General features: G+C 45.7%; 16 protein-coding genes. 6 read left to right on the forward strand and 10 right to left on the reverse strand.

From position 1 onward, the window contains the following. Window positions 1-59: 59 nt before the first annotated feature. Window positions 60-1,532 carry an MATE family efflux transporter gene (locus tag Q4549_RS11190; RefSeq protein ID WP_303551528.1) on the forward strand — a complete coding sequence of 491 codons (1,473 nt, stop codon included), beginning with the start codon at window positions 60-62 and terminating at the stop codon, window positions 1,530-1,532. Here the strand turns inward: Q4549_RS11190 and Q4549_RS11195 are convergent. Then, window positions 1,529-1,765 (reverse strand): DUF2375 family protein, encoded by a 237-nt coding sequence (locus Q4549_RS11195; RefSeq protein ID WP_161985179.1) that lies wholly within the window; start codon window positions 1,763-1,765, stop codon window positions 1,529-1,531. The two genes, Q4549_RS11190 and Q4549_RS11195, sit on opposite strands and share 4 nt — an antisense overlap. 152 nt (window positions 1,766-1,917) lie before the next feature. Between Q4549_RS11195 and Q4549_RS11200 the strand changes: the two genes are divergently transcribed. From Q4549_RS11200 to Q4549_RS11210, 3 genes are all read left to right on the forward strand, one after another. Next, window positions 1,918-2,631 carry an HAD family hydrolase gene (locus Q4549_RS11200; protein WP_303551526.1) on the forward strand — a complete coding sequence of 238 codons (714 nt, stop codon included), beginning with the start codon at window positions 1,918-1,920 and terminating at the stop codon, window positions 2,629-2,631. Between the two features lie 67 nt (window positions 2,632-2,698). Further along, on the forward strand, window positions 2,699-3,379 hold the full coding sequence (locus Q4549_RS11205) for a hypothetical protein (RefSeq protein ID WP_303551523.1): 681 nt from the start codon (window positions 2,699-2,701) through the stop codon (window positions 3,377-3,379). Further along, a complete protein-coding gene (locus Q4549_RS11210) occupies window positions 3,366-3,914 on the forward strand; it encodes a peptide deformylase (RefSeq protein WP_303551520.1) in 549 nt (182 codons plus the stop codon). Before Q4549_RS11205 ends, Q4549_RS11210 begins: the two co-directional genes overlap by 14 nt. On the opposite strand, the gene Q4549_RS11215 is transcribed toward Q4549_RS11210, so the two are convergent. Both Q4549_RS11215 and Q4549_RS11220 read right to left on the reverse strand, forming a co-directional pair. Continuing rightward, window positions 3,901-4,095, reverse strand: coding sequence for a DUF4250 domain-containing protein (locus Q4549_RS11215; protein WP_137674205.1), 195 nt, complete (start codon window positions 4,093-4,095; stop codon window positions 3,901-3,903). The two genes, Q4549_RS11210 and Q4549_RS11215, sit on opposite strands and share 14 nt — an antisense overlap. Window positions 4,096-4,106: 11 nt before the next feature. Continuing rightward, entirely contained in the window at window positions 4,107-4,295 is a 189-nt protein-coding gene (locus tag Q4549_RS11220; RefSeq protein WP_303551517.1) for a DUF2061 domain-containing protein, read from the reverse strand. Between the two features lie 201 nt (window positions 4,296-4,496). Here Q4549_RS11220 and Q4549_RS11225 point away from each other — a divergent pair, with 201 nt between their 5' ends. After that, window positions 4,497-6,866: a fatty acid cis/trans isomerase gene (locus Q4549_RS11225; protein ID WP_303551514.1), complete on the forward strand. Its 2,370-nt coding sequence runs from the start codon at window positions 4,497-4,499 to the stop codon at window positions 6,864-6,866. 69 nt (window positions 6,867-6,935) lie between these two features. Here the strand turns inward: Q4549_RS11225 and Q4549_RS11230 are convergent, their stop codons facing one another. Both Q4549_RS11230 and Q4549_RS11235 read right to left on the reverse strand, forming a co-directional pair. Continuing rightward, window positions 6,936-8,885 carry a methyl-accepting chemotaxis protein gene (locus tag Q4549_RS11230; protein WP_303551512.1) on the reverse strand — a complete coding sequence of 650 codons (1,950 nt, stop codon included), beginning with the start codon at window positions 8,883-8,885 and terminating at the stop codon, window positions 6,936-6,938. 116 nt (window positions 8,886-9,001) lie between these two features. After that, a complete protein-coding gene (locus Q4549_RS11235) occupies window positions 9,002-9,883 on the reverse strand; it encodes an AEC family transporter (RefSeq protein ID WP_303551510.1) in 882 nt (293 codons plus the stop codon). Between the two features lie 145 nt (window positions 9,884-10,028). Between Q4549_RS11235 and Q4549_RS11240 the strand changes: the two genes are divergently transcribed. Beyond that, window positions 10,029-10,640, forward strand: coding sequence for a DUF4115 domain-containing protein (locus Q4549_RS11240; RefSeq protein ID WP_303551508.1), 612 nt, complete (start codon window positions 10,029-10,031; stop codon window positions 10,638-10,640). Window positions 10,641-10,695: 55 nt separating this feature from the next. Here Q4549_RS11240 and Q4549_RS11245 read toward each other — a convergent pair whose 3' ends face one another. The 5 genes from Q4549_RS11245 to Q4549_RS11265 form a co-directional block, all read right to left on the reverse strand. Continuing rightward, window positions 10,696-10,968: an oxidative damage protection protein gene (locus Q4549_RS11245; RefSeq protein ID WP_303551506.1), complete on the reverse strand. Its 273-nt coding sequence runs from the start codon at window positions 10,966-10,968 to the stop codon at window positions 10,696-10,698. A gap of 48 nt (window positions 10,969-11,016) precedes the next feature. Next, a complete protein-coding gene (gene mutY, locus Q4549_RS11250; protein ID WP_303551503.1) occupies window positions 11,017-12,075 on the reverse strand; it encodes an A/G-specific adenine glycosylase in 1,059 nt (352 codons plus the stop codon). A 10-nt stretch (window positions 12,076-12,085) separates the two neighbouring features. After that, on the reverse strand, window positions 12,086-12,553 hold the full coding sequence (locus Q4549_RS11255) for an Lrp/AsnC family transcriptional regulator (RefSeq protein WP_137674198.1): 468 nt from the start codon (window positions 12,551-12,553) through the stop codon (window positions 12,086-12,088). 82 nt (window positions 12,554-12,635) lie between these two features. Beyond that, the gene (locus Q4549_RS11260; RefSeq protein WP_303551500.1) at window positions 12,636-13,559 is read right to left on the reverse strand and encodes a Gfo/Idh/MocA family oxidoreductase; all 924 of its coding nucleotides are present in this window, start codon (window positions 13,557-13,559) and stop codon (window positions 12,636-12,638) included. Window positions 13,560-13,570: 11 nt separating this feature from the next. After that, window positions 13,571-14,062: a cupin domain-containing protein gene (locus Q4549_RS11265; protein ID WP_303551498.1), complete on the reverse strand. Its 492-nt coding sequence runs from the start codon at window positions 14,060-14,062 to the stop codon at window positions 13,571-13,573. Window positions 14,063-14,067: the final 5 nt, after the last annotated feature.

Raw genomic sequence — 14,067 nt, forward strand, 5'->3', positions numbered from 1 at the left:
ATGACTCAACACCAGTTTGCGCCTACACTAGAAACTATCCAATCGTGTTGCGAGTTTCTATGCCAAAGGCCAAGTTTGTTTCCGGTGATATTTTTCGCCACATAGTGGTGATGTCTTCAACCAATGCTATTGGTTTAACTGCTCTTTTTCTCGTTGATTTGGCCGATCTATTTTTCATCAGTTTACTGGGTGAAGCAGAGCTGGCTGCCGCGGTAGGTTACGCTGGAACTATCGCATTTTTTACTACCTCTATTTCCATTGGTTTATCCATTGCTATGACCGCGCTGGTCTCTAAGGCCATTGGCCAGCAAGACAAAGCTAGAGCTAGGCAACTGGTCACCAATATTCTGTTTACTGGCTTTATCATTAGCGCATCCTTTGCCGCTTTAGTGTGGTATTTCGCCCCTGAATTATTAAGCCTTATTGGTGCTAAAGCGCGTACCCATGAGCTGGCGGTAACTTATATTCGTATTTTGCTGCCTTCATTGCCGATACTGGGTTTAGCCATGAGTGCTGGCGCAGCATTGCGCTCGGTGGGCGATGCCAAGCGAGCCATGTGGTCTACTTTGGCTGGGGGAGGGGTGAATGCTGTTCTTGACCCTATTTTCATTTTTGCCCTTGGTTTAGGTTTGCCAGGAGCGGCTATTGCGTCTGTTATCGCTCGTTTTGTGGTGGCTGGTGTCGCGCTATACGGCGTGGTGTACGAGCATAACCTGTTTGCTCGATTCAGTGGGCAAAGGTTGCTGGAAGATTTACGCGGTATTTTAAAAGTAGCTGGCCCTGCGATGATGACCAATGTAGCAACGCCGCTCGGAAATGCTTATGTTACTGCCGCGATTGCGGTTTTTGGCGATGCTTACGTTGCTGGTTGGGCTGTGGTTGGACGGATTATGCCGGTGGCCTTTGGGATGATTTTCTCCTTATCTGGTGCTATTGGCCCGATAGTCGGACAAAACTTTGGTGCCCATTATTACGATCGCGTTCGTGAAGCATTGAGCAAGGCTTTGTGGTTTAACGGTGGCTTTGTGGTCGTGGTATCTCTGCTTATGTTACTGGGCCAAAACCATATCATTAAGGTGTTTGGAGTGGGCGGGGAAGCCGCCACGGTGATCGCCTTCTTCTGTACGTGGATTAGCTTTAGTTTTGTATTTAACGGCGCCATGTTTGTGGCCAACGCCGCCTTTAATAATCTAGGTTATCCCAGCACATCTACCATGCTTAATTTTGGTAAAGCAACTTTAGGCACCATGCCGTTTGTATATTTAGGTGGGGAGTGGTTTGGCCCATTAGGAGTGCTGGGAGGGCAAGCCTTAGGCACCGTTGTGTTTGGCTTGTTGGCCTTAAGAATGGCGTTTTATGTGGTAGGTAAAGTGACCGATAAACATCAATCTCACCTTACAGAGCAAGAGCAAGCAATGGAGCCAAGTGTGCCGCTTACCCCATTTTGCTCCAGCCGCGCCTACATGTGCGCCGAAGCGGAAGTGGACAACATAAGCAACGGCGAAGCTGAACCTGCGCAAGCCAAGTCTTAAGCTGCCGAGGCGGGTCGCCCATCAAAGCGATCACCCAATAGGTTTAGCAATTCAGCATGGCCTTCAATAACCGCCACAATGATTTTCCCTTGCTTGTATTTAGCGCTGATCATTACCCGGCCTTGCTGGGTTTTTACTTGATCTTTAAGCACCAGTGATTGTAGCTGATAGGGCTTATCTTCGGGGTAAAATAGCAGGGTAACTTCACTTAAGCTGACTGATGGAGTGTTCATCTCTAGGCCCTTTAATATGTTACTCATACAAATAACGGTAGCAGGCTACTGATAGATCACTGCATTTTGTTGTCAGGCTTAATATGCAGCCTGTAAACAATCGTTGACTTCTAAAGCTAGCTCGCTAATCTGGCTGAAAAAAGGGGAAACGAATGACGTCTCAAACCTCAGCAAGCATGCTGTTATTCGATTTAGACGATACCTTGGTTGATGATGCCATCGCCACTGAAACTGCGGCTAAAGTGCTGTTTACACACTACCAACCAGAGCTCGAAGCTGAAGCAATGAGCCATTGGCGTCGCGCGCTTAAACAACATTACCCTGCTTTTTTGCAAGGCCAGTTAAGTGCTGCAGAAATGCGCCAAGCACGGGCACGCGAAGCTTTACAAAAACCTGAATTAAGCAATAAGCAAGCTGAAGATGCTTTTGAGTACTTTATGCAACAATACATAGCTGCCACTCAGCTGTACCCCGATACTTTAGTTTGTTTAGACAAATTACGTCAGCAAGGGTGGCGATTAGCATTGGTCTCGAACGGCCCAGAAGATATGCAGCAGCGTAAGGTTAGAGCGGCTGGTCTTGCTCACTATTTTGAGTTTGTATTAACTGCCGAAGCGGCCGGTTCCGCTAAACCTGATCCCGCCATTTTTGATAAAGCGCTCGCCATGGCCAAGCTTTCGGCTAAAGATTGCTGTTATGTGGGAGATAACTTTAAAAATGACGCTCAAGGGGCTGAAGCAGCGGGCCTAACTAGTGTATGGTTACAGCGCCAGGTCGCTGGTGAAGTAGTTGCTCAACCTTTTGATAATGTGACTTGGCAAATTTCGGGTCTTTCTCAATTATTGGAATGTGTTCGCTTGGTGTAGCGCTGGCGCAAACAGGTTTAAGAGGTGGTTTTGTATTTAACGCAAGGGAAATGGCTAAAGGAGTACCATGGCAGTTAGTGGTTTGTGGGATTGGTTAGCCGACAGTGTTCATTTCTACCGTCGGCACTTTATGGCTATTGCCTTAATGGTGTTGCCTTTTGCAATCCCCTTTGCGGCAATTCAAAGTATGTATGTACAGAACTTACCCGAAGAATCGGCGGTTAATTATTGGATGTTTGTTGGCTTGGGTTTGTTAATGCAGCCAATCTACCAAGGCGCAATCATTCTTTATATGCGCAGCCACATTAAGCAACAGGCGTGGTCGATTAGTCGTTGCTTTGAAGCAGCCTTGAGCATCTGGCCCAGTTTATTTCTGGTGATTGCCATGACTTTTAGCTTAGTGATGTTAGGGCTGAGTTTTTTTGTTTTGCCGGGCATTGTTATCGCCAGCCGTTTAATTGTGGCCGATTTGCACTGCGTATTACATCGAACTACACCGCTACAAGCGATTAGCGCCAGTTGGAAACAAACCGAAGAATATAAGTGGCCACTATTAGCTGGTGTGATTATTGTGGCTGGGGTCACTATGATTCCTGTATGGGGTGTTCATCGTTGGTTGTTGGCGCAGCAAGCCAGTGAAGTACTGGTGTTTAGTAACCGAGTGCTAGGACAAATACTTGAAGCATTCTTTCTAGTATTTGCTTATCGGGCTTATAGTGCGATGAACAGTGAGAGTGAGGCCAGCTAACATCAGCATTCAGCCTTTAACACTAGCGACTTACCCAGAACCTGTGCTCAAACAAGTGGCAGGCCTTGTGCGCTTTCCTTTAAATGAGCAAGAACTCGCATGGATAGAACGTTTACGTTTTACTATGTTAGAAGCTCAAGGTGTAGGTATAGCCGCGCCGCAAGCAGGAAAGTCGTGGCAGTTAATGATTGTGGCCAGTAAGGCAAATCAGCGTTATCCCGATGCCCCAAATTTACCAGCTTTTGAAATTTGTAACCCTAAGATTGTCGCGTATAGCGAACAGCAAGAGCTTGGTTGGGAGGGATGCTTAAGTGTGCCAGGTAAGCGAGCGAAGATTGCTCGGGCTAGCGAAATTATGCTGCGTTATCAAAACGTGCAAGGCGAGTATTTAGAAGCGCGCTATAGTGGTTTTGTTGCTAGGATCATTCAACACGAGTATGACCACTTACAAGGTATTTGTATTGTTGAACGGGTACCTGATGCGGCGTGCCTTATCTCTGAACAAGACTACCAGCAACAGTTTATGCCGCAGTAAATTGCTGGTTTGCTTGTAAGGTATAACCTGCAAGTGCCAAGCGCTGTACTAACTGGTTTTGGTTGAGCTCGTAAAAATGGCATAACTCTTCAAAGCTCGAAAAGTCATTTCTCACCTGCATGTTAATAATGCTCAGTAAGATATTAATATCCATTGTTTGTACACGGTTTTGGTCTAACATTTATCCGCTCCTTAATGCTGAGGAGTAGGGCTTAAACCCCATTTTACCCAAGCTTTTTCATGGAAGAAGTAGGCCACGCTGTTCACTGCTGGCTCTACAATAGCCACTAAACCACCAATCATAATATCGCCAGTTAATAACCAAGTGACCAAAAAAGCGATGCTAAAGTGCATGCTGGCAAAAGTCATTGTTTTAATCATTTGTCTGTCCTCTCTTTAATCCATATCTAAATGATAATCATTATCATTTAGATATTCAAGTAGTTTTTGATGTTTTTTTAATCTTTGTTGAAACGCTACTGTGGTGAAGTGTAAAGCCAGGCTAAAAATTCATGAGTTGATGTATACTTAAGGCATTGTAAGTAGCGTAAGATGTCGCGCTAACTTTATCAGGGAAGAGCTATGTTTCGACGTTTTAGTGTTTTTTGGCTCCTGCTGTTAATTGCAGGCTGTTCTACCATTATTGTTAATCAATTCGACCAGCGCTTTGGCGAAGCCTCTGTGCAACCCCGCGTGTTTTCTGAAAATTATCCTCCAGCCGCTGAGTTTTTGAGTGAGGTTAAACCGATCCTCGATCAACGCTGCGTGATGTGCCATGCCTGTTACGACGCGCCCTGCCAATTAAAACTTACCTCTGCTGCTGGCATCGACCGGGGTGTTACTACTGCTCGCGTTTATCATGGAAGCCGGGTTACTGCTGCGCCAACAACACGTTTATATACCGATGCTAAATCTACTCAAATGTGGCGTCAAAAAGGGTTTAATCCGGTATTAAATGAACGGGTTCAAACTGAAGAGGCAAACCTTGAAGCGGGCGTAATGTATCAAGCGTTAAAACAAAAGCGCAGCTATGTAGATCCCGGTGACGAGATCCTCGATCCCGAAGCGTTTGACTTCGCATTGGATAGAGCCCAGCAATGTGTAGGCATTGAAGGTTACGCTAAGGTGCAAGCATCTCATCCTGAGTGGGGCATGCCTTACGGCTTGCCCGAGATAAGCGATGAGGAGTTCGATACACTCACCGCTTGGTTAGCTAGTGGTGCTCCCATGGCTGATGATTTAAGCGCCCATAACAAACTAATGGATAAGGTTGAACAATGGGAAGCCTTGTTAAATGGCGATTCAAAAAAACAACGCCTGATGGCTCGTTATATTTACGAGCATTTGTTTATTACCCACCTTTATTTTGCTGACGATCCAAATACTCGTCCGGCCTTTTTTAAGCTAGTTCGCTCGCGTACCGCGCCGGGCAATCCTATTGATCAAATTGCTACTCGCAGACCTTATGATGATCCAAAAGTTGAGCGAGTTTATTACCGCCTTGCGCCAGAACGTGAAAGCATAGTGGTAAAAACGCATATTCCTTACCGTTTAGATCAGGCTCGCGCCGAGCGTTGGAAAAACTGGTTTTTGGGGGATGATACGGTCGTGAATGAGCTGCCAGGTTATGAACCTAAAGTGGCTGGCAACCCATTTGTGGCCTTTCAGGATCTCACCGTTAATGGCCGTTACCGCTTTATGTTAGACGATGCGGAAACCTTCATTATGGGCTTTATGAAAGGCCCGGTATGTAGAGGGCAAGTCGCGCTCAATGTGATTCAAGATCATTTTTGGGTGTACTTTGCTAATCCAGATAATCGCTATGAACAGCAACAAGCAAAGTTTTTGGTAGAGCAGAGTGAACACTTGCGCATGCCTTCTGTAGAGCAAAGTAATGTACTGCCAATTAGTACTTGGATTAGCTATTCCAAACGTCACCGTAAATACATTGAGGCCAGTATTGAGGAAGCGAAAAACTGGTTAAATAAAGACGATAGCCTATTGAACTTAGATTTACTTTGGGATGGTGATGGTGACAACCCCAACGCGGCATTAACTATATTTCGTCATTTTGACAGTGCCAGCGTACTTAAAGGCACTGTGGGTAAACAACCTAAAACAGCATGGGTAATTGATTATTCCTTATTTGAGCGTATTCATTATTTATTGGTGGCTGGCTTTGACCCTTATGGCAATTTAGGTCATCAGTTAGTTACGCGCTTGTATATGGACTTTTTACGTATGGAAGGCGAGGGTAGCTTTACTTCCTTGTTACCCGCCGAAGTGCGTTACGACGAACTACGCAGCTGGTATGTGGGAGCCGATAAACAAATTGTTGATTTTGTAGAGTCTCGTCCACAAGAAGCATTTTTTAAAAGCGCAGTTGAATACCAAGATGACTTACCCTATAAACAGCAACTGTTTGATATGCTGGATGAAAAGCTAGCACCGGCATTACCTAAGAAACATGATATTACCTTCCCTAAGTTTTCTCGTGAAATCAGCGACTTTGCGCTTCAGATAGATGCTTGGAAAGGAGGGGCGGTTAAACTGTTACCGCAGGTGGTGTTTATTCAAGTGGATGAACCAAGTAAAACTGAACCCGAGTATTTCACCTTATTGCGACACAATGCGCATACCAACATCTCTAGTTTATTCCTAGAAGATGATAATCGTATCCCAGACCAAGATCATGTTTCTTTGTTACCCGGTTTAGTGGGGGCTTATCCTGGCGCATTTTGGCAGGTACAGAAATCTGAACTTAAACGCTTGCAGCAGCAACTTGTGCATGTGAATGACGAAGCTTCATATCAAGCCTTTATGAAGCGCTATGGTATTCGCAGAACAAGCCAAGAGTTCTGGCCATTTAGCGACCGTTTGCATCAAGCATACCTACAAGCAGAGCCGCTTGAGTCTGGAATATTGGATTACAGCCGTTTAGAAAATCGCTAAGCCAGACGTGCGATAGAAACAGAAAAAGCCCAAGCAACTTTGCTTGGGCTTTTTTGTATTAGAGAGTGACTAACTAGTTTTAAAGCGTGAGACCATTTCCTGTAGGCTACCGGCCAGGGAGTTTAAGGTGGTCGCGCTATCTTCAAGCTCTTGTGATACTTGATTAGCTTGACTAGAGCCGTCGTGAATATCAGTGATGTTACGATTAATTTCCTCGGCGACTAAATGCTGCTCTTCTGCCGAAGCTGCAATCTGGGTAGCCATATCCCGTATAGTGAGTACCGACTGCAAAATAGCCTCAAATACCGTACTGGTTTGATTAGTGGCCGTAACTGAAGTTGATGAATGCTCAATGCTGCTCGACAGCTTAGAGGCAACATTAGCGGTTTGTTGGCGTAGGTTACTTAGTAGTTTATCGATTTCTTCGGTGGACTCAGCGGTACGTCCAGCTAAAGTACGAACTTCATCGGCGACTACAGCAAAGCCACGGCCTTGTTCACCAGCACGCGCCGCTTCAATAGCTGCGTTGAGCGCCAGTAAGTTGGTTTGTTCAGCTATCCCGCGAATGGTATCCAGAATGACCGTAATATTGGCCGATTCTTGTGACAGTTCATCCATAGCCTGATTTGATTCGTTTAAGGTTGTTTCGAGCTGCCCAACGGCCAATACCGTATCTTGAATCAACTGATGACCTTCTTCCACTTGATGTTGGCTATCATCGGCGCTGGTGGCGGCTTGGCTGCAGTTTGAGGCCACTTCGTTAGAAGTGGCCACCATTTCATGAAAAGCAGTGGATACTTGCTCTACAGCAGCCAATTGTCCTTCGGCAATTTGTTTCATGGTGCTAGACAGCTCGCTGGCATGAGCCGCTGAATTATCTACTTGCTCACTATTGCCTTTGATACTTGCCACTAAGGCATTTATTGACTCAACAAAGCGGTTAAAGGCATCGGCCATCTGTCCCGATTCATCATTGGAGTGGATATTAAGGCGCTGGGTTAAGTCGCCTTCACCTGAGGCTATACCTTCTAGGCCTTCGGTAATGGTTATCATTGGTTTAGTGATGACATTCATCAAGGTGAATCCAATCGCAATAAAGACCAGCACCATCAAAATAGCCACGCCCATAATTAAGGTAATTAAGGAGTTGGCTTGTTGGTAAACCTCGCTAGCGGGCATAAAGCCAATAAAGCGCCAATTGAGGTCGGGGGATAAATACACGTTGGCTAACCAAGTTTCACCATCTTTTTCAATAGTGTGCAAACCGGGAGGCGAGTCTTTAATGGCTTGGTAGCTGGTTACATCGTTAATGTCTTGGAATAGATTATCTTCGCTGGAGGGGTCGGCCAATATGGTATTGGAGTCCTCAATCATGATGATGTAGCCCTGTTCGCCAAATTTAATCTTCTTAATTAAGTCGGTGAGTTTGTTTAGTGTCACGTCTACACCAATGGTACCAAAGGCGCCATTTTGCCCTTCAAAACGTACCATGTAGTCAACTAAAGGTGTTTTGCTGACTAGGTCTTGATAAGCAGGAATACGAACCGGCGTAGTAGAGTTGATGGAAAGCGGATACCAAGGGCGTACACGAGGATCATAGTCAGCAGAGTTTTTGCCGAGTGGCCATTGGATATAACCACCGTGGTCCATGGCTAAATATACGTAGGCTAAGTCTGGGCGAGCTTCACCAAACTCGCGCATGAAATGAAACGCTGTTTGTTCAACGCCACCGCTTTTATCGGGGGTCATGGGTTTACTTGCTTTGCCCATATAAGTGGTAACAGAGTGATCTAACTGACGGATGGTATAGGAGTTGGCAAGAAACTTAGCATCTTCGGCCAAGCCATTGAGGTAGATAGAAAAGGTGGTGTCGATATGCCCTAGTTCCGCGGTACTTCGTTGTTCAAAACTGAGTTCGGCATTACTTCTAACGTTCCATACAGTAATGATTGAGATGACTAAAACCGGAAAAACTACACCAGCGAGTAACAGCAACAAAAACTTTGTTCTTATTTTCATTTGTTAATCCATTAATCGAGTTTGTATAGATAAATATAGTTAAATTAAACGGCATTACTAAATGAGGATTGTGCTTTGTTTAAATGGCACGGGAGTTTAGAAGACTAAGCATTGGCTTAAGCTGCAGGTAATACCCAGAATAATGTTAAGGGAATAAAAAACAGGCTGGCGATGTTTCCTAACATCACAATAGAGGCCACGCGTTGTGGCTCTACCTGATATTGCTCAGCAACAATAAAGTTGAGTACTGCTGGTGGCAGCGCAGAAAACAAAATCAAACAAGACTGTTGTAGCGGTGTTAGCGGCAATATCATTATGGCAATACCCGCACATATCAAGCCACTAAGCGGGCAAGCTACAGCGCCCAATAAGCCAATTTTCCAGTCTTTCAAATCCACGTCAATCAATCTTACACCTAGGGTAAACAACATAAGTGGTACCGATATTTGACCGAGCAGGTCGATTGGAGTAGCAATTATGGTGGGCAAGGATAGCTCCAAGCCGCCCCAAATGAGGCCTGCTATAGCAGCAATAATCACCGGGATTTTTAGGGTAGAAAGCAGCTTGGCTTGGGAGTCGATAAAATACAGCCCCACCGAGAAGTGCAATACCATTTCTACCACAAACAGGATCACTGCAATGGGCATGGCGGCTTCACCAAAGGCCAAAATAATCAGCGGTAGCCCGAGGTTACCGGCATTGTTGAACATCATTGGTGGTAGAAAGGTGCGCGCTTTAAGTTTAAAAACTTTGATTAACGGCCACAAAATAAGCCCAGAACCTAATACCACCCAAATGGATGCCAGCAGTAACTCACTGTAATCGCTTAGTTCGAGTTGAGTATTCGCCAATACCGAAAAGATTAATGCAGGGCAGAATATTTCCATATTCATGCGATTTGCAGCACTAATGTCGGGGCGATGTTTGCGCCCGTAAAGCAGTCCTAGTACCACAATAATTACAAGTGGAGCAACAATACTTAATATTTGCCAAGCCACGGCGTTTACCCCGAATAAAAAAACTAGCTTAGCAGAAACGCATTGATAAGCTCATTAGCAAATAGTGGCAGAGGGCGATTTAAGCTTGCTTCTCCGCCTCGGCAGCGACTAAGCTCAAAACAGTTTATTTGCCGAAGAGCGAGTTATGCAAAGTCGATTAACAGTGCTTACCTTATTTAGCCTAATGTGTATAGCTGGCAATACTCAGCTAGCAGCTGAAGATGAGTTTGATATGGACATGGAGATGGAGATGGAGATGGATTTTCCCGAGCCGGACTTTCCTGAACCTGAACCATTGCCAGCCCCCGAGCCAGACTTACCTGTGGCGGAGGTATTGCCCGAAATAGATGACCCTGAAGTCGAGCTTCCGATTGCTCCACCGCCTGAAGAGGTGATTCCACCGGAAGAAATATTGCCGCCGATCATTGTGCTACCGCCACCTATTTATTGGCTAGACGACCCGTGGGACTATTGGTATCCACATGATTACCCGCGTCACTATTACCGCCCTGCGTCAATCAGTGTAAGGGTAAATGGCGAGGTAAAAATACGCGTTGTAGACAGTGAAAAATACACCTTAGTGGATGCTACTCTAAAAGAGGGAGCCTATCAGCAGTGGCAAGGGCAAGCGCCGTTTGCGGTCACAGTAAGCGACCCGACTCAAATTCGAATGACTTACCAGGGGAAAGATGTTGACTTGAACGCTTACCAAGCAGCAAAAAGTGCTTATTTTCAAGTGCCGCCGAATAGCAAATAATCCATGTAAAAAAACAGAGCCAAGGCTCTGTTTTTTAATGCGGTATTAGCATGGGCTATTTGCTTGGCGGGGTGTAGCCTTCAATGTCTACTTCGCCGTCTTCAAATAAGTATTTCACCATTTCAGCTTGAAGCAACTCACGATCGTCTTGATTCATCAAGTTGAGCTTTTTTTCGTTAATGAACATGGTTTGTTTCTTTTGCCACTCAGTCCACGCTTCTTTGCTGATGTTATCAAACACGCGCTTACCTACGTCACCAGGAATCAGTTGGAAATCTAAGCCATCGGCGTCTTTCTTTAAACGTTGGCAAAATACTGTTCTAGCCATAATTATCCCTTATTACATGCGCTGCTGTGTTGTACAGCAGGCTTAAATTTAAAGTGCGTGTTGCGCTATTTTTAGCAGCTTTTCGGTTACGGCCGCTAAGCCAACTTTTGGCGGGTTTTGCATGTTATACCAAAGTTGTTGGTTGTCTGCCATGACTTGTAGTGGCGGCGCTTCACTTAGCTCAACCAATGCTGGCTGAATATCCAAATGGTAGTGGCTAAAGGTGTGGCGAAGTGGTTCTAGCTCGTAAATCGCATCGGCACTTAATTGCTGTGCCTCTAACCATTGACTAATGCTGTCTTCTAGCGCTATTTCTGGAAAGCAGTACAAACCGCCCCATAAACCCTGCATGGGGCGTTGAAACAGCAAGTATTCATGTTGCCAGTGTAGTATTAACATTTGCACTGGCTTTTCTGGCAGTACCTTTTTAGGTTTTTTCCCTGGAAAGTCGCCTTGGCGCTGAGTGGCTAGTGCCACACAGTCTTCTGCCACAGGGCAAAGCTCGCATTTGGGTTTTGAGCGAGTACAAATCATCGCGCCTAAATCCATCATTGCTTGGTTGTAAGCAGTGGTTTGCTGAGCAGGAGTGTTTGCTTCAGCAAGTTCCCAAAGTTGGTTTTCTACGGGCTTTTTACCGGGCCAGCCAGCGATGGCCTGATGACGGGCTAATACCCGCTTTACATTGCCATCGAGTATGGCGTGGTGCTGACCAAGAGAAAGTGACAACACCGCACCTGCGGTAGAGCGGCCAATACCTGGCAGCGCTATGACTTGCTCAATGTCTTCTGGAAACTGCCCCTGGTATTGCTCGGCAATCACTTTGGCTGCTTTATGTAGGTTACGGGCGCGAGCGTAATAACCTAAGCCTGTCCAAAGGTGCAGCACTTCATCGGTTTCCGCTGCTGCTAAGTGAGTGACATTAGGAAAGCGCTGCATAAAGCGTTCGAAATAAGGTATTACCGTAGCCACTTGGGTTTGCTGCAACATAATTTCCGACAGCCACACTTTGTAAGGTGTTTTGTCTTGTTGCCAAGGCAGATGTTTACGGCCAGCGCGGTGGTACCAGTCCACCACTCGAGTGGGAAATGCTTGAATTGTATTACTCATATACGTCGGGCTAGCTTAAATAATGTGTGGGCAAAGAAGTGGTGGATTTCATGACTTCCATTGAAAAGGCAGAGCTGACATCGGTAAAGGCTAAACGCTCAATCAGTTGTTTATACACTTTGTCGTAGTCGTTAATGCTGGGCACTACGACTTGAAGCAAATAGTCGATGCTGCCACTCATGCGATGGGCTTCAATGATTTCAGGAATGTCTTGTACCGCTTGGTTAAACTGCGCTAACCAAGAGGGATCGTGCTGCGAAGTGCGAACACTAACAAACACCGTGACACCTAGATTGAGCTTGTTTCTGTCGAGTAGAGCCACTTTATGGCGAATAAACCCAGCTTGCTCTAGTTTTTGCACGCGGCGCCAGCAAGGTGTGGCCGATAAACCTACACGCTCGGCAATCTCGTTGAGCGCAATACTCACGTCTCGTTGCAGCAAATCGAGTATTAACTTGTCTTTACTATCGAGTTTCATTTTTTAACGATTGCCCAAATCAAGAAAAGTGATTCTATTTTTACGTGCTTTACGCCAATTAACAACCGCTATCTTTGTGTGGCTACTTGTCACCGAATAAGGCTAGTTCCAACCACAGCGCTTTGCTGGCATCAAAACCCCCTTGCTCAAGAAAATCGGCGTGAGAGATGTTACCCCTAAATTGTTCAATCATCTTTTGGCTGGAGCGTTGATTAGCCTCAATCCAGCAGTCTTGTGGGCTATATTCACCTTGGTTTTGTGCTTGTTGATTCAGCATTACCGGCGAAAATCGCCAAGGTTTACCTGGTACATATTCGCCGTTCAGCGATAAGCTATCCTGACCAATAGTGATGTCTATTTGATGAAAAATGCCAGCAGGTCCACCTAAGCTAAAATCCACATCGATGAGGTGTTTACCAGCTTGTAGTTGTAATTTCAGCCTTTGGCCGTCCACTGTTTTTCTCTGTTGAGAAGGTTTACCAAAACGGTGTAATAGCCAAGATAAAGGATGGCTAGTGGTTTCTAAAAACCACTGCTCTAAGGTAAAGTTGAGGGGCAGGTTAACCTGTGAGTTCAAGCACACATGGGCTGGCTGAGAATAGCCACTAAGCAATGAATCAAGCAGCTTAGCGCTGGCCAGTTGGCTAAAGGCATAATTCACCCAAAGCCGCTGCGGCCAAATAAAGTTGTTATCTACTTGGCTTAAACCCAGTAGTGGTTTTTCACAAATAATCGCACTGTCTTTAAAGTGTTTAATAACCTGTTGGTGGCTTAGCGCTGGTGTGGCAATAAGCACCAAATCTACAGCAGGAACGTGCTGAATGTGGTTGCAGGCATGTGCAATATTGTGTTGCGGGGCAACTCGCTGAGCTTTTGCCAGATCCAAATCGACAAGGCTAACGACTTTTAGGCCACTTTGTTTGAGTGCATCAACATGCACCATACCCCAGTTACTGCCAATTATTGCCGCGGTGTTAATGGTGTTGTTTAGCGGGTTTTTTAACACAGTAATATGCTCTAGACGCTGACTTTAGCGGCAACAACAATAAAGCGAGCACCATCTTCACCGGCTTGCACAAAATGGCTTTGGCCTGGGTGAATGCAGTGTGAGTCACCAGCCTTTAAGTGTTGGGTTTGCTGTTGCTCCCCGTCGACTACAGTGATCTGAAGTTCGCCACTCAGCAGGTAATACAGTTCTTCGGTGTGTGTATGCTGATGTAGCCCGATGCTAGCGTTTGCTTCTAAGCTTGAGTCCATCACCAGTTCAATCCCGCTAGCCAGAATACCTTCGGCTTTATCAGGCTCTTCGCTATAAATCCAAGTGCCGTCTAATCGGCCTTTACCCTGCATGCCTTGTGGTGCGTTGTGGTTTAAATGAGCGGGTTGGTAAACCACGGTGGCCATGTGTTCTGCTTGCTTAAAACTGTGTCCGTTGCCGAGATAAAGTGGGTCGTCGCCACCATGAAATTGCTGTTCTTTAAACAAGCGCGCTGTTGGCTTCGATTTCATGATGT

Source organism: Agarivorans sp. 2_MG-2023 (assembly GCF_030548085.1).
Lineage (GTDB): Bacteria > Pseudomonadota > Gammaproteobacteria > Enterobacterales > Celerinatantimonadaceae > Agarivorans.

Excerpts from the sequence above, each read along its gene's own strand:
- Q4549_RS11265 (WP_303551498.1), bottom strand. The coding sequence starts at position 14,062 with ATGAAATCGAAGCCAACAGCGCGCTTGTTTAAAGAACAGCAATTTCAT.
- Q4549_RS11255 (WP_137674198.1), bottom strand. The coding sequence starts at position 12,553 with ATGAAACTCGATAGTAAAGACAAGTTAATACTCGATTTGCTGCAACGA.
- Q4549_RS11215 (WP_137674205.1), bottom strand. The coding sequence starts at position 4,095 with ATGTTAGACCAAAACCGTGTACAAACAATGGATATTAATATCTTACTG.
- Q4549_RS11195 (WP_161985179.1), bottom strand. The coding sequence starts at position 1,765 with ATGAACACTCCATCAGTCAGCTTAAGTGAAGTTACCCTGCTATTTTAC.
- Q4549_RS11230 (WP_303551512.1), bottom strand. The coding sequence starts at position 8,885 with ATGAAAATAAGAACAAAGTTTTTGTTGCTGTTACTCGCTGGTGTAGTT.
- Q4549_RS11220 (WP_303551517.1), bottom strand. The coding sequence starts at position 4,295 with ATGATTAAAACAATGACTTTTGCCAGCATGCACTTTAGCATCGCTTTT.
- Q4549_RS11205 (WP_303551523.1), top strand. The coding sequence starts at position 2,699 with ATGGCAGTTAGTGGTTTGTGGGATTGGTTAGCCGACAGTGTTCATTTC.
- Q4549_RS11190 (WP_303551528.1), top strand. The coding sequence starts at position 60 with ATGCCAAAGGCCAAGTTTGTTTCCGGTGATATTTTTCGCCACATAGTG.
- Q4549_RS11240 (WP_303551508.1), top strand. The coding sequence starts at position 10,029 with ATGCAAAGTCGATTAACAGTGCTTACCTTATTTAGCCTAATGTGTATA.
- Q4549_RS11200 (WP_303551526.1), top strand. The coding sequence starts at position 1,918 with ATGACGTCTCAAACCTCAGCAAGCATGCTGTTATTCGATTTAGACGAT.
- Q4549_RS11225 (WP_303551514.1), top strand. The coding sequence starts at position 4,497 with ATGTTTCGACGTTTTAGTGTTTTTTGGCTCCTGCTGTTAATTGCAGGC.
- Q4549_RS11245 (WP_303551506.1), bottom strand. The coding sequence starts at position 10,968 with ATGGCTAGAACAGTATTTTGCCAACGTTTAAAGAAAGACGCCGATGGC.
- mutY (WP_303551503.1), bottom strand. The coding sequence starts at position 12,075 with ATGAGTAATACAATTCAAGCATTTCCCACTCGAGTGGTGGACTGGTAC.